The sequence below is a fragment of the Rhizobium metallidurans genome, from assembly GCF_014196505.1.
Lineage (GTDB): Bacteria > Pseudomonadota > Alphaproteobacteria > Rhizobiales > Rhizobiaceae > Rhizobium > Rhizobium metallidurans.
The window spans coordinates 144,998-166,860 of sequence record NZ_JACIDW010000010.1 but is presented as its reverse complement, the minus strand read 5'-3'; the positions used below and the strand labels follow the sequence as shown (position 1 = coordinate 166,860).

Annotated in this window: 27 protein-coding genes and 1 pseudogene; 9 read left to right on the top strand and 19 right to left on the bottom strand. The window is 64.1% G+C overall.

The genetic code is table 11. The annotated features are described in order from the left end of the window. Window positions 1-172 precede the first annotated feature (172 nt). Both GGQ67_RS16095 and GGQ67_RS16090 read right to left on the bottom strand, forming a co-directional pair. Window positions 173-493, bottom strand: coding sequence for a HigA family addiction module antitoxin (locus tag GGQ67_RS16095; protein ID WP_183901149.1), 321 nt, complete (start codon window positions 491-493; stop codon window positions 173-175). After that, entirely contained in the window at window positions 465-749 is a 285-nt protein-coding gene (locus GGQ67_RS16090; protein ID WP_183901148.1) for a type II toxin-antitoxin system RelE/ParE family toxin, read from the bottom strand. Before GGQ67_RS16090 ends, GGQ67_RS16095 begins: the two co-directional genes overlap by 29 nt. A gap of 139 nt (window positions 750-888) precedes the next feature. Here GGQ67_RS16090 and GGQ67_RS16085 point away from each other — a divergent pair, with 139 nt between their 5' ends. Together GGQ67_RS16085 and GGQ67_RS16080 are read left to right on the top strand one after the other, a co-directional pair. Next, complete coding sequence (locus GGQ67_RS16085; protein ID WP_183901147.1) at window positions 889-1,476, top strand: DUF1214 domain-containing protein; 588 nt, start codon at window positions 889-891, stop codon at window positions 1,474-1,476. Continuing rightward, the gene (locus tag GGQ67_RS16080; RefSeq protein ID WP_183901146.1) at window positions 1,469-2,020 is read left to right on the top strand and encodes a DUF1254 domain-containing protein; all 552 of its coding nucleotides are present in this window, start codon (window positions 1,469-1,471) and stop codon (window positions 2,018-2,020) included. The genes GGQ67_RS16085 and GGQ67_RS16080 overlap by 8 nt, the downstream gene beginning before the upstream one ends. A 59-nt stretch (window positions 2,021-2,079) precedes the next feature. Here GGQ67_RS16080 and GGQ67_RS16075 read toward each other — a convergent pair whose 3' ends face one another. Next, complete coding sequence (locus GGQ67_RS16075; protein ID WP_183901145.1) at window positions 2,080-2,268, bottom strand: hypothetical protein; 189 nt, start codon at window positions 2,266-2,268, stop codon at window positions 2,080-2,082. A gap of 530 nt (window positions 2,269-2,798) precedes the next feature. On the opposite strand from GGQ67_RS16075, the gene GGQ67_RS16070 reads away from it, so the two are divergent. Further along, on the top strand, window positions 2,799-3,005 hold the full coding sequence (locus GGQ67_RS16070; protein ID WP_183901144.1) for a hypothetical protein: 207 nt from the start codon (window positions 2,799-2,801) through the stop codon (window positions 3,003-3,005). Window positions 3,006-3,291: 286 nt separating this feature from the next. Beyond that, on the top strand, window positions 3,292-4,599 hold the full coding sequence (locus GGQ67_RS16065) for a DUF2336 domain-containing protein (RefSeq protein WP_183901143.1): 1,308 nt from the start codon (window positions 3,292-3,294) through the stop codon (window positions 4,597-4,599). 6 nt (window positions 4,600-4,605) lie between these two features. Here the strand turns inward: GGQ67_RS16065 and GGQ67_RS16060 are convergent, their stop codons facing one another. From GGQ67_RS16060 to GGQ67_RS16050, 3 genes are read right to left on the bottom strand one after another with little or no spacing between them, the layout of a single operon-like run. Then, a complete protein-coding gene (locus GGQ67_RS16060) occupies window positions 4,606-4,962 on the bottom strand; it encodes a DUF1491 family protein (protein WP_183901142.1) in 357 nt (118 codons plus the stop codon). Between the two features lie 58 nt (window positions 4,963-5,020). Beyond that, on the bottom strand, window positions 5,021-6,160 hold the full coding sequence (locus GGQ67_RS16055; protein WP_183901141.1) for a peptidoglycan-binding domain-containing protein: 1,140 nt from the start codon (window positions 6,158-6,160) through the stop codon (window positions 5,021-5,023). After that, window positions 6,132-7,670: an ATP-binding protein gene (locus tag GGQ67_RS16050; RefSeq protein WP_183901140.1), complete on the bottom strand. Its 1,539-nt coding sequence runs from the start codon at window positions 7,668-7,670 to the stop codon at window positions 6,132-6,134. The genes GGQ67_RS16055 and GGQ67_RS16050 overlap by 29 nt, the downstream gene beginning before the upstream one ends. A 453-nt stretch (window positions 7,671-8,123) precedes the next feature. Here GGQ67_RS16050 and GGQ67_RS16045 point away from each other — a divergent pair, with 453 nt between their 5' ends. Both GGQ67_RS16045 and GGQ67_RS16040 read left to right on the top strand, forming a co-directional pair. Next, complete coding sequence (locus GGQ67_RS16045) at window positions 8,124-8,633, top strand: DUF5330 domain-containing protein (protein ID WP_183901139.1); 510 nt, start codon at window positions 8,124-8,126, stop codon at window positions 8,631-8,633. A 204-nt stretch (window positions 8,634-8,837) separates the two neighbouring features. Beyond that, window positions 8,838-9,260 (top strand): SufE family protein, encoded by a 423-nt coding sequence (locus GGQ67_RS16040; protein WP_183901138.1) that lies wholly within the window; start codon window positions 8,838-8,840, stop codon window positions 9,258-9,260. 28 nt (window positions 9,261-9,288) lie between these two features. Here the strand turns inward: GGQ67_RS16040 and GGQ67_RS16035 are convergent, their stop codons facing one another. From GGQ67_RS16035 to GGQ67_RS15985, 11 genes and pseudogenes are all read right to left on the bottom strand, one after another. Next, on the bottom strand, window positions 9,289-10,116 hold the full coding sequence (locus tag GGQ67_RS16035) for a DUF6456 domain-containing protein (protein ID WP_183901137.1): 828 nt from the start codon (window positions 10,114-10,116) through the stop codon (window positions 9,289-9,291). Next, the gene (locus tag GGQ67_RS16030; RefSeq protein WP_183901136.1) at window positions 10,109-10,546 is read right to left on the bottom strand and encodes a helix-turn-helix domain-containing protein; all 438 of its coding nucleotides are present in this window, start codon (window positions 10,544-10,546) and stop codon (window positions 10,109-10,111) included. The genes GGQ67_RS16035 and GGQ67_RS16030 overlap by 8 nt, the downstream gene beginning before the upstream one ends. A gap of 270 nt (window positions 10,547-10,816) precedes the next feature. Next, on the bottom strand, window positions 10,817-11,248 hold the full coding sequence (locus GGQ67_RS16025) for a Ros/MucR family transcriptional regulator (RefSeq protein ID WP_018901192.1): 432 nt from the start codon (window positions 11,246-11,248) through the stop codon (window positions 10,817-10,819). Between the two features lie 443 nt (window positions 11,249-11,691). After that, entirely contained in the window at window positions 11,692-12,024 is a 333-nt protein-coding gene (gene mnhG, locus GGQ67_RS16020) for a monovalent cation/H(+) antiporter subunit G (protein ID WP_183901135.1), read from the bottom strand. Between the two features lie 116 nt (window positions 12,025-12,140). Further along, window positions 12,141-12,482, bottom strand: a pseudogene (locus GGQ67_RS16015) (cation:proton antiporter); the annotation flags it as partial. After that, a complete protein-coding gene (locus tag GGQ67_RS16010) occupies window positions 12,479-12,952 on the bottom strand; it encodes a Na+/H+ antiporter subunit E (RefSeq protein ID WP_183901133.1) in 474 nt (157 codons plus the stop codon). The pseudogene GGQ67_RS16015 and the gene GGQ67_RS16010, both read right to left, overlap by 4 nt. Further along, entirely contained in the window at window positions 12,949-14,508 is a 1,560-nt protein-coding gene (locus GGQ67_RS16005; protein ID WP_183901132.1) for a Na+/H+ antiporter subunit D, read from the bottom strand. The genes GGQ67_RS16010 and GGQ67_RS16005 overlap by 4 nt, the downstream gene beginning before the upstream one ends. A 227-nt stretch (window positions 14,509-14,735) precedes the next feature. Continuing rightward, on the bottom strand, window positions 14,736-15,113 hold the full coding sequence (locus GGQ67_RS16000) for a Na+/H+ antiporter subunit C (RefSeq protein WP_183901157.1): 378 nt from the start codon (window positions 15,111-15,113) through the stop codon (window positions 14,736-14,738). Further along, on the bottom strand, window positions 15,113-15,532 hold the full coding sequence (locus GGQ67_RS15995; RefSeq protein ID WP_183901131.1) for a Na(+)/H(+) antiporter subunit B: 420 nt from the start codon (window positions 15,530-15,532) through the stop codon (window positions 15,113-15,115). The genes GGQ67_RS16000 and GGQ67_RS15995 overlap by 1 nt, the downstream gene beginning before the upstream one ends. Continuing rightward, entirely contained in the window at window positions 15,529-17,907 is a 2,379-nt protein-coding gene (locus GGQ67_RS15990; RefSeq protein WP_183901130.1) for a putative monovalent cation/H+ antiporter subunit A, read from the bottom strand. The genes GGQ67_RS15995 and GGQ67_RS15990 overlap by 4 nt, the downstream gene beginning before the upstream one ends. 153 nt (window positions 17,908-18,060) lie before the next feature. Then, window positions 18,061-18,276, bottom strand: coding sequence for a hypothetical protein (locus GGQ67_RS15985; RefSeq protein WP_183901129.1), 216 nt, complete (start codon window positions 18,274-18,276; stop codon window positions 18,061-18,063). A gap of 207 nt (window positions 18,277-18,483) precedes the next feature. Here GGQ67_RS15985 and GGQ67_RS15980 point away from each other — a divergent pair, with 207 nt between their 5' ends. Both GGQ67_RS15980 and msrB read left to right on the top strand, forming a co-directional pair. Continuing rightward, a complete protein-coding gene (locus GGQ67_RS15980; RefSeq protein WP_183901128.1) occupies window positions 18,484-19,296 on the top strand; it encodes a class I SAM-dependent methyltransferase in 813 nt (270 codons plus the stop codon). A 207-nt stretch (window positions 19,297-19,503) separates the two neighbouring features. Beyond that, window positions 19,504-19,914, top strand: a complete 411-nt coding sequence (msrB, locus tag GGQ67_RS15975; RefSeq protein ID WP_183901127.1) for a peptide-methionine (R)-S-oxide reductase MsrB — start codon at window positions 19,504-19,506, stop codon at window positions 19,912-19,914. A 68-nt stretch (window positions 19,915-19,982) separates the two neighbouring features. Here the strand turns inward: msrB and GGQ67_RS15970 are convergent, their stop codons facing one another. Then, complete coding sequence (locus GGQ67_RS15970; protein ID WP_183901126.1) at window positions 19,983-20,489, bottom strand: GNAT family N-acetyltransferase; 507 nt, start codon at window positions 20,487-20,489, stop codon at window positions 19,983-19,985. Window positions 20,490-20,515: 26 nt separating this feature from the next. On the opposite strand from GGQ67_RS15970, the gene GGQ67_RS15965 reads away from it, so the two are divergent. Then, the gene (locus tag GGQ67_RS15965) at window positions 20,516-21,082 is read left to right on the top strand and encodes a helix-turn-helix domain-containing protein (RefSeq protein ID WP_183901125.1); all 567 of its coding nucleotides are present in this window, start codon (window positions 20,516-20,518) and stop codon (window positions 21,080-21,082) included. Window positions 21,083-21,095: 13 nt separating this feature from the next. Here the strand turns inward: GGQ67_RS15965 and trhA are convergent, their stop codons facing one another. Then, window positions 21,096-21,758, bottom strand: coding sequence for a PAQR family membrane homeostasis protein TrhA (gene trhA / locus GGQ67_RS15960; protein ID WP_183901124.1), 663 nt, complete (start codon window positions 21,756-21,758; stop codon window positions 21,096-21,098). Window positions 21,759-21,863 lie beyond the last annotated feature (105 nt).

Here is a 21,863-nt window from a genome sequence, read left to right as displayed (position 1 = left end):
CTCCAATGCGTGTCCAGAACGCCGCGAAACGTCTGAAGCCGAATAGAATCAATGTCATGCAACCTGTCCAGAGATTTAAACCGGACAGTAGTGGCACAAGGCCGAGCATGACGTCGAGGGTGGTGTTGCCGCCGGCGCTTGAGCCGCGGAGGGTGGCGAGCGCACAGGCAGGTCAGGCTGCCCTTGGCGCGATGGCCTGAAGGTCTTCTCCGATTTCGCGGCGCCGCTGCATCAGGTCGTGATCGGCCTGCAGGCCGAGGAAAAAGCCTTCCGACAGGCCGAAATAGCGCGCCAGACGCAAATCGGTGTCGGCGGTCACCCCGCGTTTACCGAGAACGATCTCGTTGATGCGTCGCGGCGGAACCTGAATCGCGCGCGCCAGTGCGTTCTGGCTCAATTCCAGCGGCCTAAGGAACTCTTCCAGCAGGATTTCTCCGGGATGCGGGTTGGAGAGAAGCTCGGTTTCAGTCGTGGTAGTCGACGATTTCGACATCGCTTGCCCATCCTTCATGCCAAATGAAACACACACGCCACTGGTCGTTGATACGGATCGAATGCTGACCCCGGCGGTTTCCCTTCAGGGCTTCCAGCCGATTGCCGGGTGGATTACGCAGATCGTCCACGGACCGCGCCTGGTTAAGCAGGCGCAGCTTTCGGAGCGCGACGGCCTGGATGTCCGAGGGCAGCTTGCGGCTGCGGACGCCGTTCCATATCTTTTCGGTTTCGGCATTCGCGAAGCTGGTGATCATCGGCGACCCATCATGACGCGATACGTTATATAACGCCATGCGTTACGCTGTCAAACCACCCCCTTTTCCCCCTCCGCCATTCCGCCCGGCCAGAATCAGTGGTAACCCTTTCAACTGATTTGGCTATCAAGGGCGACCGGTGTTTCGATTTCCTCTCTTTATCGCGATGACGCTGATAATCGCCTTCGGCGGCGGGATTCTGATTTCGCTTTACGCGCTGAATGCGACCTCCGGTTTCGGCGCCATCAAGCTCGGCGCCTGGGAGGCCTTTCCGGAGTTGCAGACCGAGAATGCCGATCCTTACGCCAAATCGCACCGGGCACGCGCCGGGCGGCTGCTTTATGGCTCGGCCGAGGGGCTGATGTTCACCGCGAAGGTGGATGACGCCGGCAACCGGCTGGAGGCGGGATGCAGCTACAGGATCACGGGGCAGACGCCGCCGGCCAGGATCTGGACGCTGTTCACATCGGATAATTCGGGCAATCCGGCTTCGCTGCAGCCGGGGCTTCCGGGGGCGCTCAACTCGTGGACGGTGCTGCGCCAGCCCGACAGCAGCTTCGTCATCGATATCTCGACCCGCGCCCGGCCGAACAACTGGCTGGCGCTTCCCGCCGCCGGCAGCTTTCAACTGGTGCTGACGCTGTTCGACACGCCGACGGCCGGCAGTTCAGGCGTCATCGACCTTGCGATGCCGAAGCTCGAAAAGACAGGGTGCGGCAATGCTTAGGGTCCTGTTCGCGCTTCTGGCCGGGCTCTTCGGGGCGGCGCTGCTTCATCTCGTCATCATCCTGTCGCTGCCGCATTTCACCGGCAAGGACGCGGCAACGCGCGTCGCCCTGGAAGGCGATCTCGAAACCTTCTACCTGCTCGGCCCCAGCGCGGACACGGCGGGGCTTTCCAACAACGATCCCTTCGTGCGCACGGCGGTGTGTTCGTTCGATATCGAGGAGAGCCCGGTGCGGTTCACCGCCAGGGGCAACGTGCCGTTCTGGTCGGTCGCGCTGTTCGACGACGCCTCGAACGAGATTTTCAGCATGAACGACCGGACGTCGGTCGGCGGCGCGGTGGATATCCTGATCGGCAGCCCGATCCAGCTCACCGAATTGCGCAAGTCGCTGCCGCAGGAACTGCAACGAACGATCCTCGTCGAAACCACGCGGTCGGGCGGATATGCGGTGCTCAGGACACTGGCGCCGCAGGCCAGTTTCGAAGACGCCGCCAAGAGCTTCCTGTCGGAAGCCAGCTGCCAGGAGTTCGCCCCCTCCAACTAGGGGCGCGCTTGCCAATAGAACCGACAAAGCGGGTAGACGAACCGGGTAGCCGATCGCGGCTACTTGCGCTTCGTGCGCGAGGCGCTGCCGACGGCCACCGGCTTGACGGGGTCGGCGAGGCGTTCGTAGCGCACGCCCGTGTAAAGCAGTATCTGCGCCTCGGCGGGCAATCCTTCCACGCCGGACGATCTCTCCTTGCGGCCTGCCGTCCGAGATAGACGATCAGCCAATGCGATGACTATTGCCATTGTCGTCTCCCTGCACTGCCCGAGACGGATGAAGCTCAGATCTCACCCTGCCCGCCTGCGCGGACCGGCGCCCCTTGGCCGGACCAACCGGCATCGGGTCATTCGCGCCTTTCTCACGGCATATCGTGAACAATACCGTGATGCGTATCGATGTCGCCCGGTCGTCGGGCGCGTCCTGCTTCCCGAATTGAGACAGATGGTGGTTAACAGAATATTAATTTCTGGCCGGGATTTCCTCGCGATCCGGATATCCATTAAAACGCGGGGGCCCGCCGTTTGGTTGCACGACCAATCGGAAAGATTCGCCGTTCTGTCCGGCCACAAATTTTAGCATCGAATCATATAGTTAGCGCTGGCGCGCCGAATGCCGGCGTCGCCACGAGCGATGTTGCATATTTGCATCACAAAAATATTAATTGCAGTTCGCCGAGATGCCGCTAATGTCGCCTTGTCGGCCGAGGGCAAAACGCGGTCGCCCCTGGACTTGGTCCGGGGACTGGGTCTGACGGTTAACCAGGGTGGGCAGACAGATGTCTCTGTTGATTGGGCCGACATTTTCGCCTGAGGATCTCGATATCATGCGCCATGCGCTCGATGCCTGGTGCGCGGAAAAGCGGATCGATATCAAGAGTTCGAAGGCTCAGGTCGCCGCCTCCACGGCGCTCGATCTCTACCAGTCCGGCTATGACGACGCCGACAGGCTGCTCTCGGCGCTGCGCGGACACCGGGCGCTTTAATCCATCCATGATGCCCGCATGACGGGCATGAGACACGCCACCGGAGCGCCTCGAACCGCTGCCGGCGGAGGATGCCGCATGGCACCATTTCGGGACGGTTCGCGGCAAATCTTCAGCAACGGTTAACCGTGTCCCTGTAGGATTTGTTCATATCCCGTATGTGGTAGAGGCGTCTTCGCGTCCAGGCCAGCGGCATCCCTCTAGCGTGTTCAGGGTGTGTTTTGTGCGTGACCGGTTTCGAGACCTAGAGGCCCCCTCCGCGAGCCGGAAGAAGGACGTGGTTCTCATGGCGACAGTGAGCAGTTTCGAGGGATTGCAGCCGCCGACCCGATCGGAGCTTCGCCAGTTCGCCGAATTGTTCAGCCCTCTCTTCGTCGCCTCCTCCGATGACGCCAAGCGCCAGGCCGTCGCAGCACTCTCGCAATGCGCCACAATTCCGCAGGCCGTCGCGCTGTTCATCGGCTGCCAGCCGATTTCGATTTCCGCGCCCTTTCTCATCTCCTCGCCCGCCATCGACGACGATACGCTGATCGCGGTCGCCCGCATGCAGGGCGTCGAGCATATGCGTGCCATCGTCAGCCGCGACGCGCTGTCGCCACGGGTGATCGACGTGCTGGTCGGGCTCAGGCATGCGACGCGGAAGCGCCAGGTGGACACGGTCGAACCCACGCCCGCCATCGACAAGGCCGAGGTCGCCGAAGCGCTGGCCGGCGCCGCGATGCCATTCGCCGCCCCGATCGCCGGGGAAGCGACACCGGTCGTCGCTGAGACCGCGACCATCAAGTCCACCGCACCGGTCGCCGAGGCTGTCGAGCCCCCCTCCGTGGTGGCCGAGATTGGCCCCGTGGCCAGCGAGACCGTATCCGTCATTGCCGCTGAGCCCTTGGCCATCGAGGTGCGGACCCTAACCGTCGAAGCCGACGCCAAGGTCCAGGTTGTCGAGACGATCGCCGTTGTTGCGGTCGAGCCGGCACCCACCGCCGAAGCGCCAGCCGTTGCGGCCGAAGAGCGAAGCGTTCAGCCGACGGCGTCCCCTGCCCCTTCGTCGCCGGCCGAGACACCCGCGAGCGATGGCGGACGCGAGGAAGAGGTTCGCGATACGCTGCGCGGTCTGGCGCGTCATCTCGGACGCGACGACAACGACCGGCTGGGCATACGCACATTGTCGACGCTGCAATCGGCGCTCCTGGTGCGCTTTGCCCGTGGCCGCGAGGCGGTCGCCTTCGCCACCGCGCTGGCCGACACGCTGTCGGCCAGCAGATGGCTCTCGGAGCGCATCATGCTCGACACGTCGGGCCAGCAGATGGCGACGACGCTGACCAGCATCGGCATGGATTTCCCGGACGCCGTCTTCGTGCTGGAGAAACTTTATCCGCACCTGGCGGAAGCGCAGCACAGCGTGACCCGCGCCTGGATGGTGCTCGATGCGCTTGATCCGGAAGAGTGCCGCGAGCGCGTCGAGGCATGGCGCCGGGCCGACAGCTATACCTACCTGCCGGAACAGGCGCCCGCCGCGCCGGTGAAGACCGCGCATAGCCGCGCCGTTCACCAGCCGCCGCCGCGCGCCATGCGCCTCGTCGGGCGTTCGCGCTGATCCGAATTAGAGCCGGTCGTCGCGCTCGCGCGCCAGCGGCACGATATCGGCGACGTCATCGGCCTCGAGCTCGACGATCCAGAGATCGTGATCGAACCTGCGCTCCCGCTCCAGCATCGTCCTCACCTCGTCGGCATCCTTGCGCTCGAGCCTGATCTCGAACAGCCGTTCGCCGCTGTCTTCCTCGTCGAAGAAGCTTTGCGGCGCCGGGCCGTAGAGTGTCTCGGAGCCATCGCGAAAATGCTGGCGGATGAAGATCGCCCCGGCCTCGTCGGCCCCCTTCTTCTCGACGGCGGCGAAATCGCCCCTGGCGAAGACGCGGCGCAAAAGCGCGGATACGAAGATGTCGGTGCGGAGTCTCATGCAGGCGGTATAAACCGGCGGAGGGGCGGCCGCAACGCGATCGCGGCCTGTCGTGCGCTCAGAGCGCGCCGATATCCCGCAGCTTCTTCAGCACCGCTTCGCTGGGCTCGCCGTTCTCAGGAAGATTGTAGTGCTTCTGGAAGCGGCGGATGGCGACGCGGGTCTGTTCGCCGACGACGCCATCGACGCCGACATTGGTGTAGGCCATGTTGGACAGGCCCTGCTGGATCTTCAGCACCATGTCGACGCTGTTGAGCGTTTGCGACGGCGCGGTCGAGGGGGTCGCGGCGGCGCGGGCGACGGAGGCCTGCTGGGCCGGGATCGGCTGGGTCGAGACCTTCTGGGCCGGGATCTTCTGGGCCGAGATCTTCTGGACGGAAACCTGGCGCACCGGTACCTGGCCCACAGGCGTCTGGTTTACGGGCGCCTGGCCCACAGGCGTCTGGCTTACGGGCGTCTGGCTCGCGGAAGCGTGGCTCGCGGGCGTCGGGGTCGGCGCGGTCTTCATCGACCTCTCGGCGCTGCGGATGGCGGCGGCCACGGGGTCTTCGGCAAGCGCCTCGGCGGAGACATCCTCGCGCGGGCGTTCGGCCGGGATGGCCGAGGGGCCGATGGCATCGGTTCTGAGCGCGGCCAGCAGCTCGGGCGTGGCGTCGCCGCGCTGCGGCATGCCGACGGTTTCCTCGAAGAACAGGATGGCGGCGCTGGTGCGCGGACCGATGACGCCATCGGGCGCGCCGTTATAGAGGCCGCGGCGGACGAGCTCGGCCTGGATATCCATGACCAGCTGGTTCGCGGGCTGGCCGGCGGCCGTCGCCGGCGGCACGGTGTTGGTGGTCGCGACGTCGCCGTTGTTGTCGCCTTCGCGCTCGATCTTGAAGGTGGTGACCTGGCCGGTGTGTTCCTCGGCCTGCTGGCGGCCGATGAGCGCGCTCGGAAACAGGGCGTCGCGCGTGCGCAGCAGCGGGCGCGGATGGGTGCCCGGCTGATACCACAGCGCGTTGGCGGCCACGAAGGAGAAGATCACCAGAAAGGCGACGGTGCCGCCGGTGATGGACGGATTGCGGCCGACGACGCCGCCGATCAGGCCCACGCCCTGCAGCCCCAGACCGCCAACGGCGGCAGCCCCAGTGAGAAGAAGGCTCGGCTTCTGCCTGCCCCTCTTTCCCTTAGGCGATCTTCGCTTGCTCGCGGCCATCGAAAAGCCCCTCTTCCAAGATGTCGGTCATGCCGGGCGACGTCTTCAGCCGTGGCGGAAATTCGACCGGGTGATTGGCCGAGATGTCGGCTGGAACGCCGGAGCCATCCGCCGCGATCGAGATCGTGATGATGGTGCCGGAGCCCGGCGTGCTGGCGATGGCGAAGTCGCCGCCATGCAGCGCCACCAGGCCCTTGACCAGCGACAGGCCGAGGCCCGTGCCTTCGAACCGGCGGGTGTAGTCGTTCTGGATCTGTACGAAAGGCTGGCCGAGCAGCTGCAGCTTGTCGGCGGGAATGCCGATGCCGGTGTCAGAGACGCAGAGCGTCAATATGCCGTCGCGCACCGAGGCGTCGAGCGAGATGGCGCCGCCGGCTTCGGTGAACTTGACGGCGTTGCCGACCAGATTGATGAGGATCTGCTGGATTGCCCGCTGATCGGCCACGACCTCGTCGAGACCGCGCTGGATGCGGCTGGTCAGCGACACGCCCTTGGTCTTGGCCTGGAGCCCGAGCATGGCCTCGCAGGAGCGGACGACGGTGGCGATATCGAAGGGTTCGGGCACCAGCTCGTAACGGCCGGCCTCGATCTTGCTCATGTCGAGCATGGTGTTGACGACGGAGAGCAGATGCGCGCCGGAATCGCGCACAAGGCCGACATATTCGCGCTGGCGATCATTGGCGAGCTTGCCGAAATACTCGCCGATCAGGATATCGGAGAAGCCGAGAATGGCGTTGAGCGGCGTGCGCAGCTCGTGGCTGACGGCGGCGAGGAACCGCGACTTGGCATCATTGGCCGAGCGGGCGTCGGCCGCGTGTGCTTCGGCCTCGACGCGAAGCTGATGCTCGGTGGAGACATCGCGCAGCTGGGTGACGACGCCGATCAGCGCGCCATCGCTGTCGCGCCGCGCTGTCATGTCGGTTCTGAGATAAGAGAACTGGCGGTTGTCGACCGAGACCGACGGGCGCTCGAGCCTGAGATCGACGGCCGCCTGTTCCTCGCCCTGGCGCAGCCGGTCGAGCGCCTGGAGAAAGAGGATGCGATCGGAGACGTGGATCTGCTCCATGAAGCCGCGACCGTCAGGCGCGCGCATCCAGGCGAGATAGTCACGCCTGTCGCGACCTCCGACATTGACGACGGAGCCTTGCGGATCGAGAAACAGGATGAGGCCGGCCGAGGCTTCCATGAAGAATTCCTCGGCGGACTGGGTGGCGACACCCGAGGTGACGATGCTCTGGCGCGACAGCGCGATGCTGCCGACGGCCGAAAACAGAAAGCCGCCGACGACGGCCGCGACGCCGGCCGGAAGGGCGACGGCCGGGCTGGTGACGACGGAGAGAGCAGCGGGGGCGACGACAAGGGCCGCCGAGGACAGGAGCGCAAGCCGGCGCAGGATCGTCAGCTCGCGCTGGCGTACCGCGGCACTTCCCCCCGTCCGGGAGAGCCAGCGATCCGCCGCCCGGTCCACGAGGGCTGTCGCCCGATCCACGATGTCACTCAATACAAGCACGCAATACCCGCCCTGAAAAGGCTCTTCACTAAGCCCTAAGAATAGGCCCCGGGCGCTTAAGGAAAGAATAAGGGAAACGGCCGCTCCACAGCCGCAAAGCGCGAAAAGTCCCATTTTGGACCATCGTAAGGGCCCTTTGTTTTTTACGGTTAACAGCGAGTAAGCGACGGATTTCGCTCATATTTCGGCAAGTTGTTAACGCTTGTGGCAAAGGCCTTGCTCTGAAAGCCTGCAATTACAGGAGGCAGACTGTGGCATGCTTAACGGCAATGGCTACAATTCGACGGAAATGCGCCGGACGCGGTTTCGATTAAAATTTGAACTAAATTCGACGCAAATGCCACCGAGTTTCGAAAACCGGCATTCGCAAGTTTTAGCTAGGGTGAAAGCACACCGGAAAACGGACCTGATTCGGCGCCAAGACCGAGCGGGAAAACAGGATGGGCAAAGACTATGTGGTTTCTGATCAAATCATCTGTATGGCTCGGGCTTCTCTTCGTCGCCCTGTCGTTCTTCAACGGCGAGCGCCCGGCGAACAGCGGAGCCGGATCGACATTGCAGATCTCCGACGCCTTCGTCGCGGCGACGGGCGCCTATGACTATCTGAGCGGCCTGTGCGGCGAAAAGCCCGAGGTCTGCGCCAAGGGCGCCGAAACGATGGCGGCACTCGGCCAGCGCGCCCGCACCGGCGCCCTCGTCGCCTTCGAACTGCTCGACGACAAATTCGGCGGCGGCAAGACCGACGCAACGGCCGCAACGCCTTCCGTCGGCCTGGCGCCATCGGCCGCCCAGAGCGCGGTGGCCGGCCAGCAGCTGCGCGACAACCCGACCGTGGCGCTGAACCAGCCGATGCCCTACCGCCCGCCCGTCGACGACGGCGAGGACGGCCCGACCGCCCAGGTGGCGACCGACCGCGTGACGACCGGCGCCATTCCGCTGCCGACGCCGCGCCCGGCCATCTGACGAATTCGCGGCCAACGCCGCATCCCAAGCTTGCACCGGCGACGGCCAGATGGCCCCGCCCTGTGCCTGACGTGCCTGCCCTGTTTATTCTTCAGCATTTTGCTGCGCCGCGAGGATGCCCATCCTTCGCGGCGTTTCTTTTTAATGGTTCAAATCCAGCGGCCCATCGCCTATATGAGCGGGAGACAACGAAAGGCCATTCGCATGACGTCCCTCGATCAGATCATCGACGATTTCACCTTCCTGGACGACTGGGAAGATCGCTATCGCTACGTGATCGAACTCGGCAAGGCGCTGCCTGATCTTTCGGACGACAAGAAGACCTCGTCGAACAAGGTCATGGGCTGCGCCAGCCAGGTGTGGCTGGTGACGCATGCATCCGACGACGGCGACAATCCCGTGATGACCTTCGAGGGCGATTCCGACGCGCATATCGTGCGCGGGCTGGTGGCCATCGTGCTCGCCACCTATTCCGGCAAGACCGCTTCGGAGATCGCGGCACTCGACGCCTTCGAGGTGTTCGGCAGGATGGGACTGGTCGAAAACCTGTCGGCGCAGCGCTCCAACGGGCTGCGCTCGATGGTCAACCGCATCCGCGAGGAAGCACGGCTGCGGGCGGCGGCGTAAGGGCGAGCTTGCCTTTCAGCTTTGACAATCAGGACCAGAGCTCCGGCCGGTAATCGGGCGCGCCCCAGTGCTGCGTGCGCGGGCGGCTGGCGGGCGGTTGCGGGTTGTAGTGGCGCGACAGCGCCAGCAGCGCGGTGCGCAGCATCAGCTTGGCCGAGCGCACCGGCCATTGCCGTTCGCGCTCGACGGTCTCCAGCCCCTTCATGAAGCAGCAGACGTCCAGCGCCACGCCCGAGAGCTCCGGCCCCAGCGCCTCCAGCGCGCGGTTGACGGCAAGGCGGGCGGCGACGGCGCTGTCGGTGAGATCGGCCATGCCGCCGCGTCCGCCGCTGGCGCGGCTCGACAGGCGCGGCTCCCAGGAGGCGGTGACGCCCGGCTGCAGCTGGGCGCGGGTGAAATCGGCGTGCAGCCTTTCGCCGGCCTTGATCGCGGCCTCGGGCATGAAGGCGGCGCCGTCGCGGTCCTTCAGCCGTTCGAGGCTCGCGAGCGGCGATTCGTCCCTGTCGACCCGCAGCCGCCTGACGACGCCATCGACCTCGCGGGCGCTTGTCTCGATCTCCGCGTGCTGCGTGAGAAAGGCCTCGTCCGTCTCGGCGGCGGCGCGGCGCAGATAGGCGCGCGCCTGATTGGATGCGCGCAGCAATTCGCCCTGTTCCTCGACGAGGCCGGAGGCGCGTGCTTCGGCGATGAGGGTTGAAGGAAAGCCGGCGGTGCTTCCGTCGGCGAAGAGAATGTCGGTATCGCTCCCCTCGCCCTGATGCCGGCGCGCTTCGCCGCGGATCAAGAGCTTCAGCAGTCTCATCATCGGCTTTTGCGAGGGCGTCGGCTTCGTTTTCGGCTTTGGGGATTTACTCATGGCCGTATCCTTCGCCGGACCGGAAAATGGAATTGACGGTGCGCTCGACGGCGGCGACGAATTCGTCATAGGCGGGATCGTCGCGGCGATCCTCGACCACATGGCAGGCATGGCCGACCGTGGTGCGATCGCGGCCGAAGCCGAGGCCGATCTCGTGGAGCGGGATCTGCAGCGCGACATGGCAGACATACATGGCGATCTGCCTGATGTGGCAGAGCGTGCGGCGGCGGTCCCGGCGCATCTGCACGGGATGGCCGGCGATCATCACCATTTCGGTGGTGACCTCGCAGCAGATGCGGCAGACGCGGCGCACGGCTTCGGCGGCCGATGGCGGGGAAAAATTCCGGGAAAGACCGGTCTGCTCGTCCCCATGAAACGGGGATGGCGGCGCATTCGCTGCGCCGGGCGGGGAAAAATGTCCAATCGGCATATGAATACTCCTATGAATAGGAATTAATTCATACACGCTATACAGGAACGGGGATAAACGAAAGCGCGACGTCATCGAATTCGGCTGATTCCGCTCACGAATTTTAACGGCAGTTGAAATTTTGTGGGATTATTTTCCTCGCTCGGCGATCCTGGTCTCTGTTTTCCGCATATCTCCCGAAACCGGTGCCCACTTTCGGGAGATATGCCCGGATACGAAAAAGCCGGGCTTTCGCCCGGCTGATCGTGATCAGGCAATGCTAAAACAGTATCAGCCGCGACCGCGCTTGCGGCGCTGACCGAGACCCATTTCCTTGGCAAGGCGCGAGCGCGCCTCGGCATAGGCTGGCGCTACCATCGGGTAGTCGACCGGCAGATCCCACTTTTCGCGATATTCCTCGGGCGAGAGGCTATGATGAGTCATCAGATGGCGCTTGAGCGACTTGAAGTTACCGCCGCACTCAAGGCAAGTGATCTGCTCATCCTGGACGGACTTGCGCACAGAGACGGCAGGCTTCTGCTTTTCAACGACAGCCATGGCCGGTGTCGGCGTCGACGTGTTGCTCAACGCCGAATGCACGTCCGAAATAAGATTGGCGAGGTCGCCAACCGGAACGACGTGGTTGCTGACATACGCTGCGACGATATCCGCGGTAAGCTCGACCAGCAATTCTGGCCCGCTACCGGCTGCAGTATCCGTCATATTTCGTTTCTCCTGTTTGCATGCTCAAAAGGTCTAGAACCGCCTTGGCCCGGGACCGCTATCGTAGAGCGAACAGCAAAAAACTCAGTCTGCGGCTACATGTTTCGAAAAACTGAAATCCACCCCTAGATTCCTGAGGCCGAAACCCGTTCTTATACTGCCTGATCTTGCATTAGTACGCACACACCCGCACACGACCCTCAATTAAACATTGAAATTCAAAGCGACCGAGGAAATATGCAATGTGATTCTAATTCAATATCAGAACTCTACTTGAGCATCAATTATCACCGTTTTGCGAAAACGCCAATTAATATTTCATATATATCTGTCAAAAAGCGCCTCTATCCCAAGAATTAGTGGAGCGAAAGGGAAACATTAATCATCCTCACATCTGCTTAAAACTGCAAAAATCTGCTTAAAATCTTGAATATGCGGCACTCTTACCTTTCAAGAAGATCGTCCCGCACCGAAGGCGGCAACAGACGATAACCTGTCTTGTGTGCCGCCCTGGCCAGCAGATGGGCGGCGAGCGGCGCCGTCAGTATAAAAAACACGAATCCAGCAAGCGCACGTGCAAATACCGCGATTTCCCCCGATTCGATGCCGGCCGCAAATAATAACAGCCCCGAGCCCACCGTTCCGGCCTTCGACGCCGCGTGCATGCGCGTGTATAGATCGGGCAGCCTGACAATACCGATCGCCGCCACCAGCGCGAAAAGCGCGCCTGACAGCAATAGTAACGCGACGACGATGGCGGCGACGTAATCCATCATGTCCTGTCCTTCTTCGTCTTGCGGCCACCGCTTTTGGGAGCGGGTTTGAGCTTGCCATCGGCCTTCAGCTTGACGCCGTGTTTCGGCTTGGCATCGCTCTTCGACTTCGCATCGGGCTTTTTCGAGGCCGGCCGGCCGGTTTCATCGGTTTGCGTCGCCACGGCGGCCCGCGCACCCGACAGCGGCCCGCGCGAGAGAACGAAGCGGGCGAAGGCGACGGTGGCGAGGAAACCGACGAGGCCGAGCGAAATGGCGATGTCGATGTAAAGCGCGAAGCCGGTCTTGACCGCGACGACGGCGAGAAAGCCGATCGCCGTGCCGGACAGCGTGTCGAGCGCCAGGATGCGATCCGGCAGGGTCGGCCCTACGATCACCCGCCAGGAGGCGACGAGGAAGGTGACGGCAAGGATGACGAGGGCCACGGATGCGGCGGTGGAGACGATCGCGCCGGGCGTCATCGGAAGGCCTCCATGATCTTGCGCTCGAAGCCATTGGCGATATCGCGGCTTATCGCCTCCGGATCGGCACAATCGAGCGCATGCACGTAGAGCGTCTTCCTGTCGTCGGAGACATCGACCGACAGCGTTCCCGGCGTCAGGGTGATCATGTTGGCGAGCAGCGTGATTTCGAAATCGCGATCAACGGTGAGCGGAAAGGCGAAAATGCCCGGTTTCAGGTTCATCTTAGGGCTGAGCACCGTTGTCGCCACCTTGATGGCCGACAGTGCGAGATCCTTGAGAAACAGGAGCGCCAGCGCGGTGATCGCGAGCACGCGCCATAGATAGGCCTTGCTGCCGAAAGGCTCGCGCACGAGGAAAAGGGCCAGCGCGCCGAGCACGAAACCGAGGACGAGATTGTGGGCCGAGGCGCTGCCGCTCAGCGCCGCCCAGGTGATCGCAGCCAGGAGATTGAGAAGCAGGGCGATCATGGCGCGACGCCTCCGGGGAAGACGGACTGGATGTAGGGATAGGGATCGGCGAGCTCGGCGGCGACCGATTGCGTCAGCGCCAGCAGCCGCTCCGGCAGCAGGCCGAAGCCGACGATAAATACCGTCAGAAGCAGAAGCGGCAGCATCGCCCGCCAGCCAACGGCGACATGGGTCTCGGCGCTTTCGGTGGCGGGGCGCCAATAGGCGAAGAGGAAGACGCGGCCGAAGCAGATGGTGGTGAGCAAACCGCTGATCAGCACGGCGGCGGCCAGCCACCAGGCGCCGACATCGAGCGAGGATTTGACCAGGACGAGCTTCGGCCAGAAGCCTGAGAATGGCGGCAGGCCGCAGGCGGCGAAGAACAGGATGAGCGAGATCGCCGCGAAGAAGCCATTGCGGCGATAGAGGCCGCCCAGCCTCGTCAGCGAAAAACCGCCGCCGAGAAAGGCCATCTGGCCGGCCGCGAGATAGAGTGCCGTCATCAGCAGCATGGAGTTCAACGCATAGAAGACCGTGCCGGACAGCGCGCCCGGTGTTCCCACCGCGATGCCGATCAGCATGTTGCCGATCCCGGATATGACGACATAGCCGAGCAGCTTTCTCATATCGTCCTGCGCCAGCGCGCCGAGCGCGCCCAAGATGGCGGTGGCCGCGCCTGTGATGGCGATCAGCAGGCTGAGCTCCTCGCGCTCGAGCGGGAACAGCATCACCAGCACACGGATCAGCGCGTATATGCCAACCTTGGTGAGCAGCCCGGCAAACAGCGCGGACACGACGATGCGCGGGGTGTGATAGGAGGCAGGCAGCCAGAAATTGACCGGAAAGGCGGCCGCCTTCATGGCGAAGGCGAGCAGGAAGAGCGCCGCCAGCGTCGTCAGCGGCGCGGTCTGGCTGCGCTCGCCGGCCTTGGTGGCGATATCGGCCATGTTGAGCGTGCCGAAAATGGCATAGAGAATGCCGACCGCGATCAGGAACAGCGTGGTGCCCAAAAGATTGAGGACGGCGTATTTCATCGCGCCGTCGATCTGCCCGCGCTCGGAGCCCAATATCAGCAGGCCGAAGGACGAGATCAGCAGCACCTCGAACCAGACATAGAGGTTGAAGACGTCGCCCGTGAGAAACGCGCCGGTGACGCCGGCCATCAGCATCATGAGAAACGGGAAGAAGCCATAGCGCCGACCACCATCATCGATATCCGACAGCGCGTGGATGCCGGCGGCCAATGCCGCAATCGCCGCCGCCAGCGCCATGACGGCGGAGAGCGTATCGACGGTGAAGGCGATGCCGAACGGCGGCAGCCAGCGGCCCATCACCATGGTGAGCGGGCCGCCGGTCATGACCTTGGCGAGCAGCGCCGCGTCGAGGGCGACGAGCAGCGCGAGACCGGGAATGGCGAGTGAGGCCTGCAGGCGCACGGAGCCGCGCGCCATCAGGAGGATGGCGCCGAGCGTGATGCAGAGCGCCACCGGGGCGATGACGAGCCAGTCGGCGATCGGCACGGGGGACGTGACGAGGGCCGCGGAGAAATCGGGGATGGTTTGCGTGGGGGTGGCCATTTAGGGGGTGGCCTCGGTGGGCGCTAAGAAGACCCTCTCTGCCCTGCCGGGCATCTCCCCCACAAGGGGGGAGAACCGCTGGGTGCGGCCGCTCGCCCAGCGACGCGAACCAAGGGCAAGAATGCTAAAGGTGGTGCGATGAGCCATCCACGAGTCCTCTCCCCCCTTGTGGGGGAGATGCCCGGCAGGGCAGAGAGGGCCTTTTATCCGCACAACACCCCTCATCATCAATACCCCATCGGCGGCGCTTGCGGATCATCGGGCTCGGCCACCCGCATCTCGTCGGTGTTGTCGGTGCCGATGTCCTGATAGGCGCGGTAGGTCAGCACCAGCAGGAAAGCCAGCAGCGAAAACGAGATGACGATCGCCGTCAGGATCAGCGCCTGCGGCAGCGGATTGGCCGCCCCCGAAGGCAGCGCGTCGAGGCCATCGGGGATGATCGGCGGCACCTCGCGGGTCAAGCGGCCTGATGTGAAGAGCAGCAGGTTGACGGCGTTGCCCAAAACCGCGATGCCCAGCATGATGCGGATCGAGAATTTCGACAGCATCAGATAGACGGCGGCGGTGAAGAACAGGCCGACCAGGACGGCGAAGAGCGGCTCCATCATTCGACCTCCCGCTCTTCCAGCGACAGCGCGATCGACGTGACCGCGCCGACCACGACGAGATAGACGCCGATGTCGAACAGCAGGACTGTCGACAGCGGCACCGTGACGCCCGCTATCTCGGGATAGACCCACAGGCCGGTCATGAAGGGCACGGCGAAGACGATGGAGATTAGGCCGGCCACCGAGGCCATCAATAGGCCGGCGCCCGCTATCGACAGCGGGTGGAAGACGATGGCGCGGCGGACGGCGCCGGTGCCCCTGATGATGCCGAAGATCGCCAGCGCGGATGCCGCGATCAGGCCGCCGATGAAGCCGCCGCCGGGTTCGTTATGGCCGCGCAGCAGCACGAAGACGGAGAAGAGCAGCATCAGCGCGGTGAGCACAGGGGCGATGGTGCGTGATATCAACGTGTTCATGGGCGTTCCACTCCGAGGTCATCGGGCGCATCGGGATCGTTTTCGGCAAGCTTGCGCTCCGCCCCCGCCCGGATACGGATCAGCGCCAGGATGGCGAGCCCGGTCATGGCGACCACGGCGATCTCGCCGAGCGTGTCGGTGCCGCGGAAGTCGACGATGATGACGTTCACGACATTGGCGCCATGGGCGATGGTTTTCGAATAGGTGTTGAAGAAATCGCTGAGCGTGGTGCTGAACGGCGCTTCGGTGGCCTTCATCAACAGCAGCGTCAGGCCGGCACCGCAGGCAAGCGCCACCGCGCCGTCGAACAGCATCTGGCGAAGAGGACGCGGATCGGTGCGCGACAGGCGCAGCCTGGTCATCACCAGCGCCAGGATGACCACCGAGAGCGTCTCGACCATGAACTGGGTGAAGGCGAGATCGGGCGCGCCGAAGAGCAGGAAGATGAGGGCGACGGCAAAGCCCTGAATGCCGAGCGAGACGATCGCCGTCAGCCGGTCACGGGCGATGACGACAGCGACGAGCCCGATCACGGCAAGCAGGAAGACGCCCCATTCATGGATCTGCACGCCCGCCGGCCAGGCGGGAAGCGACGGCCCCTCGCCGAACAGCCAGAGCGGCAGAACGAGGATGGCGGCGACCGCGAGGAAGGTGCAGGTGACGTAGATCTCCAGCCGGCCGGGCTGCAGGATGCGGGTGATGCGCACGGAGAATGAGACGAGGCCCGATATGGCGTTGTCGAAGCCCTGATCCGGCCCCGGCCCCAATTTCTGCAACAGCGCCGCCATCAGCGCGCGGGCGCGCTCGAGCCGCCAGTAGACGGCGATGCCAAGCGCGATGGTGAAGAGCGACAGGAGAAGCGGAAGCCCGATATCCGGCACCAGCGAGATCTTGATGGTGGTGGCCACTCCCCTGACGGACGAGGCCATGGGCGAGGAGATGAACTCATGCGTCGTCGCCGAGAACAGGGCGGCGAGAAGGCCGAGCAGGGCCAGCACGGCGGGACCGAGCCAGAGAAGCGGCGGGGCTTCATGCGGATGCCTGGGCGTTTCGACCGGGGCGCCGAGGAATGGCTTGAGAGCGACGGCGAAGGCAATGGCGAACATCAGCGCGTTGGCCGCGATCACCACGACCGCGAAGAGGATCGAGCGCGGATCCCCATGGGCAAGGGCGGCGTAGATCTCCTCCTTGGCGAGGAAGCCCATGAATGGCGGCAGGCCGCCCATCGAGAGGGCGGCGGCGAGCGCGATCACGAAGGTGAGCGGCATCGCCTTTCTCAACCCCGCGAGGCGGGTGACGTCGCGGGTGCCGGTCTCGTGATCGATGATCCCCGAGACCATGAACAGCGCCCCCTTGAACAGCGCGTGGGCGACCAGATAGAGCACCGCCGCCTCGATGGCGTAATCGGCGCCGAGGCCGGTGAGCAGCACCAGCAGGCCGAGCGAGGAGACCGTGGTGTAGGCGAGCTTCAGCTTCAGGTCGGTCTGGCGGATGGCGAGCAGCGCGCCGATCACAAGCGTGACGCCGCCGAAGAGCGGCAGGATGACCATCCAGGGCGCCGTGCCGCCCATGGCGGGGTTGAGGCGCATCAGCAGATAGACGCCGGCTTTGACCATGGTGGCCGAATGCAGATAGGCCGAAACCGGCGTCGGCGCTTCCATGGCATTGGGCAGCCAGGCATGGAACGGATATTGCGCCGACTTGGTGAAGGCGCCGCCGAGAACGAGGAGCAGGATCGGCATGTAATAGGGGTTGGCGCGCAGCAGATCGCCCGATTGCAGCAGCACCGACAGATCGGAGGCGCCTGTCGTGCTCCAGATCATCAACAGGCCGGCCAGCAACAGCAATCCGCCGCCACCGGTGATGACGAGCGCCTGCAGGGCGGCGCGGCGCGAGGCCTCGCGGCGATGATCGAAGCCGATCAGCAGGAAGGAGGTGATCGACGTCAGCTCCCAGAAGACGAAGAGCATCAGGAAATCGTCGGAGACGACGAGGCCGAGCATCGCGCCCATGAACAGGAAGATGAAGGAGAAGAAGCGGCCGAGATCGGGGTGCCCCTTCAGATAACCGCCGGCATAGAGCACGACCAGCGTGCCGATGCCCGTGATCAGCAGGGCGAAGGTGGTGGACAGGCCGTCGAGCATCCAGGCGAATTCGAGACCGAGGCTCGGCACCCAGGCATAGCCGCCGCGCACGACCGTGCCCGCCGCGATCTCGGGCAGCAGGCCTGCGAAGCGGGCAAAGGACAGAAGCGGCACAAGCGCCAGCAGCCAGGCGGCATTATGGCCGAATGCACGGACGAGAAACGGGGCGAGGACGGCGCCGAGAAATGGCAGGCACAGTGCCGCAACCGTCAATGCCGTGCCATCGGCCATCCAGCCTCCCCTACCCCTCGAAATCCGCGAATCCGAAACAAATCGGATGCCTCAGGTTTAGAAGAAGAGCGCCGCCATCTCAAGCTTTGTTCGACCAAATGAGGGTTTGGACGCATCGCGCGCGGGGACGGATGGCGGCGCAAGGAGGATTGATCAGCGGGTGCGGCCGAGACGCGGCATCAGCCTCGGCGCCAGCACCGCGTGCAGGAAAAACGCGGTCAGCATCAGCGGCCAGAGCGAACAGGCGGCAAGGCCGGCGCCGCGCGCCAGCGTCCAGCCGCCCCTGATGGCCCAGCCTTCGAGCGCGGTCATCAGCATGAACACGGTCGAGATCGCGCAATAGGCGCTGACAACAATGGATTCAGTCATTTCAGCATCCCCCGATGCTTGCTTCGCATCCACTATAACCGGGATGCGTGGCGACATTAGCTGTCTCTTATGATGAGCCGGCGCTCATCCGAACGGGCGATGCGATGACGGTCACGACAACCGCGCTTGCGACAAGCAGGAAACGGCGTTTCGTGATAATCTGCTCGCAATAGCAAATGCCGATCACCATCAAGGGAGGATGAGGCGATGCTGGAAGCGGACAGGATCTTCGCCGGCTCCGTGCCGGAAAATTACGACCGCCACATGGTACCGCTGATTTTCGCGTCCTATGCCGCCGACCTCGCGCGGCGAGCCGCCGCCTTCAAGCCCAGGGCGGTGCTCGAGATCGCCGCCGGCACCGGCGCCGTCACCCGGGCGCTGGCGCCGTTGCTCCCGCCCGGCGCGACCCATATCGCGACCGATCTCAACCAGGCCATGCTCGACTACGCCCGCTCGCGGCAGCCGGCGGAGGACCGCGTCGTCTGGCGGCAGGCGGACGCCATGGCGCTGCCCTTCCAGGATGCCACCTTCGATCTCGCCTGCTGCCAGTTCGGGGCGATGTTCTTTCCGGATCGACCGGCGGCCTATCGCGAGGCACGGCGGGTGCTCAGGCCGAACGGCAGGCTTCTGTTCAGCGTCTGGGACCGGATCGAGGAAAACGTGTTCGCCGACGACGTGACAAAGGCGCTGGCCAGCGTGTTTCCCGACGACCCGCCGCGTTTCGCCGAACGCACGCCGCACGGCTATCACGACCGCGACCAGATCCGCGACGACCTCGCGCGCGCCGGCTTCAAGGAGATCGACATCGACACGCGCGCCGAGATCAGCCGCGCGCCATCGGCCCGCGAGGTGGCCGTCGCCTATTGCCAGGGAACGCCCTTGCGCGGCGAAATCGAGGCGCGGGACCCCAACAAGCTCGAGGCAGCGACCAAGGCGGCGGAGGCGGCGCTGACAAGCAGGCACGGGAACGGCGAGATCGCCGCCAAGATCCAGGCGCATGTGATTTTGGCGTCGGGGTAGGAATTCCGGTTGCATTTTGGCTGTTCGAAAGGCCGGTCGCGGCGGCGTCCGGCGCGGTCGACCGGGCCTTCCAGCTGTGCACAGCCCCTGCCCCGCCCTTGATCGTTCGGCCGAACAGCACCACATTCCCGAGGAGATCAAAAACACTCCCCAAACCAGGGACGTGACAAGAAGGGCGTGACCACAAGGGCGCGAAAGGAGCATTCCATGGCCGATACGACGATCGCCAAGGTTCACAAGACGGATGCCGAGTGGAAGGAACAGCTGACCCCCGAGCAGTACCGCATCACCCGCCAGCAGGGCACCGAGCGTGCCTTTACCGGTCCCTACTGGGACTCGTTCGAAACGGGGCTCTACAGCTGCGTTTGCTGCGACGCGCCGCTGTTTCGCTCCGACACCAAGTTCGACGCCGGCTGCGGCTGGCCGAGCTATTTCGAGCCGGTCTCGCCAGAGGCGGTGACGGAATATCGCGACAGCAGCCATGGCATGGTGCGCACCGAAATCCGCTGCGGCAATTGCGACGCCCATCTCGGCCACGTCTTCCCCGACGGCCCGCCGCCGACAGGCCTGCGCTACTGCATCAACGGCCATTCGATGGTGTTCACGCCGGAGAAGTGAGCGGCGATTCGGATTGATGACGCCCGCCGCGGGAGACCGTGGCGGGCGTTTTGCGTTTGTGGTGTGGCTCAGCCGGGGACCCGCAGTTCCATGAAGGTCAGGTCCAGCCAGCGGCCGAACTTGATGCCGACTTCGTGGAAGGTGCCGCCGTTGCGGAAGCCGAGTTTTTGGTGGAGGGCGATGGAGGCCTGGTTGCCGGCCTCGATGCCGGCGATCATGACGTGGATGCCGTTTTGGCCGGCGCGCCTGATCAGCGCCGTCATCAATTGCTTGCCGATGCCGGCGCCCTGGTGGTCCTTTTCGACGTAGACCGAATGCTCGACCGTGTGGCGGAAGCCCTCGAAGGCGCGCCAGTCGCCATAGGAGGCGTAGCCCGCGATCTTCCCTTCCCGCTCGGCGACCAGAACCGGGAAGCCGCGGGCGCGGCGCATCGCGAACCATTCGCGGCGGTTGTCGAGATCGACCACCATCTCGTTCCAGATCGCCGTCGTATGCTCCACCGCGTGGTTGTAGATATCGCGGATCGCGGGGAGATCGACCTCGGTGGCGTCGCGTATGAGGGTGACTTGCGTCATGATTATTCATCCACTATAAATTCACTATGTCCACTATATCAGACAATTTCGACCGCTGTCTAGGTGATCGCGTCCGCGCCGAGCGGGAATTGCGGGGATGGTCGCTGAGCGACCTTTCAGACCACTCGGGCGTGTCGCGGGCGATGATCCACAAGGTCGAGCGCGGCGAAAGCAGCCCGACGGCCTCGCTTTTGGGCAAGCTCTGCGGCGCCTTCGGGCTGACGGTGTCATCGCTGATCGCGCGCGCCGAGGCGGGCAGCCAGCGGCTGAGCCGGCATGACGACCAGCCGCTGTGGACCGATCCCGAGACCGGCTATACGCGGCGCCACGTTTCGCCCGATGGCAGCCCTTTCGATATCGTCGCGGTCGAGCTGCCATCGGGTGCGCGCGTCGCCTACCCGGCCGCCTCCTTCGTGTTTCTTCGGCAATGCATCTGGGTTGTCAGGGGGGCGCTGACTTTCGTCGAGGGCGAGACGGTTCACGCGCTTGAAAGCGGCGACTGCCTGTTGCTCGGGCCGGCGGTGGATTGCGAATTCCGCAATGACAGCGACGAGACCTGCCGCTATGTGGTGGTGCTGACGAAGACCGGGTAGAAACCTTTCGATCTTAGACCGGGCTCATGCTGAGAGAGGTGAGCACCGCGGTATAGTGGACGGCGGCGGCGACGACGACGAAGCCGTGCCAGATGGCGTTCTGGAAGCGCAGCTTTTCCCAGACGTGGAAGATTACCCCGAGCGAATAGATGATGCCGCCGATGACGATCAGGAGCATCGAGGCATAGGGGATGCGCTCGGCCACCGGCCCGGCGACCATGACGCCGCTCCAGCCCATGGCGAGATAAAGCAGGATCGCCAGCCGGTCGTAGCGGCCGGGAAAGACGCATTTCAAGAACACGCCCATGAAGGCCACGGCCCAGATGCCGACAAGCATGCCCATAAGCAGCGGATTGTCGGCACCGCGCTCGAGAAAGGGCGTATAGGTGGCGGCGATCAGGATGAAGATCGAGGAATGGTCGAGGCGGCGCAGGAACCACTTGGTGCGCGAGACCGGCCAGGCATTGTAGGAAAACGAAATGCCGAGGGTCAGCACGAGGCCTATGCTGTATATCCACGCGGCGGCGAGCTCGCCTTGCGAGGACCAGACGGTGGCGTAGAAGATCAGCACGGTGGCGCCCACCAGCGCGAGCGCAAGCCCTACCCCGTGGACGATGCCATCGGCGATCAGCTCGTATTTGTCATAAGCCCAGCGGATGCCGTTGAACTCGCCCATCAGGAAAACGCCCCTTGTTAGACCGGGATCGTGGCATCGAAACGCGTTGCGCGCAACACAAGCGCTGTGTGGGGCGGATAAATCTTCGTGAAGCCGGGTCGATAC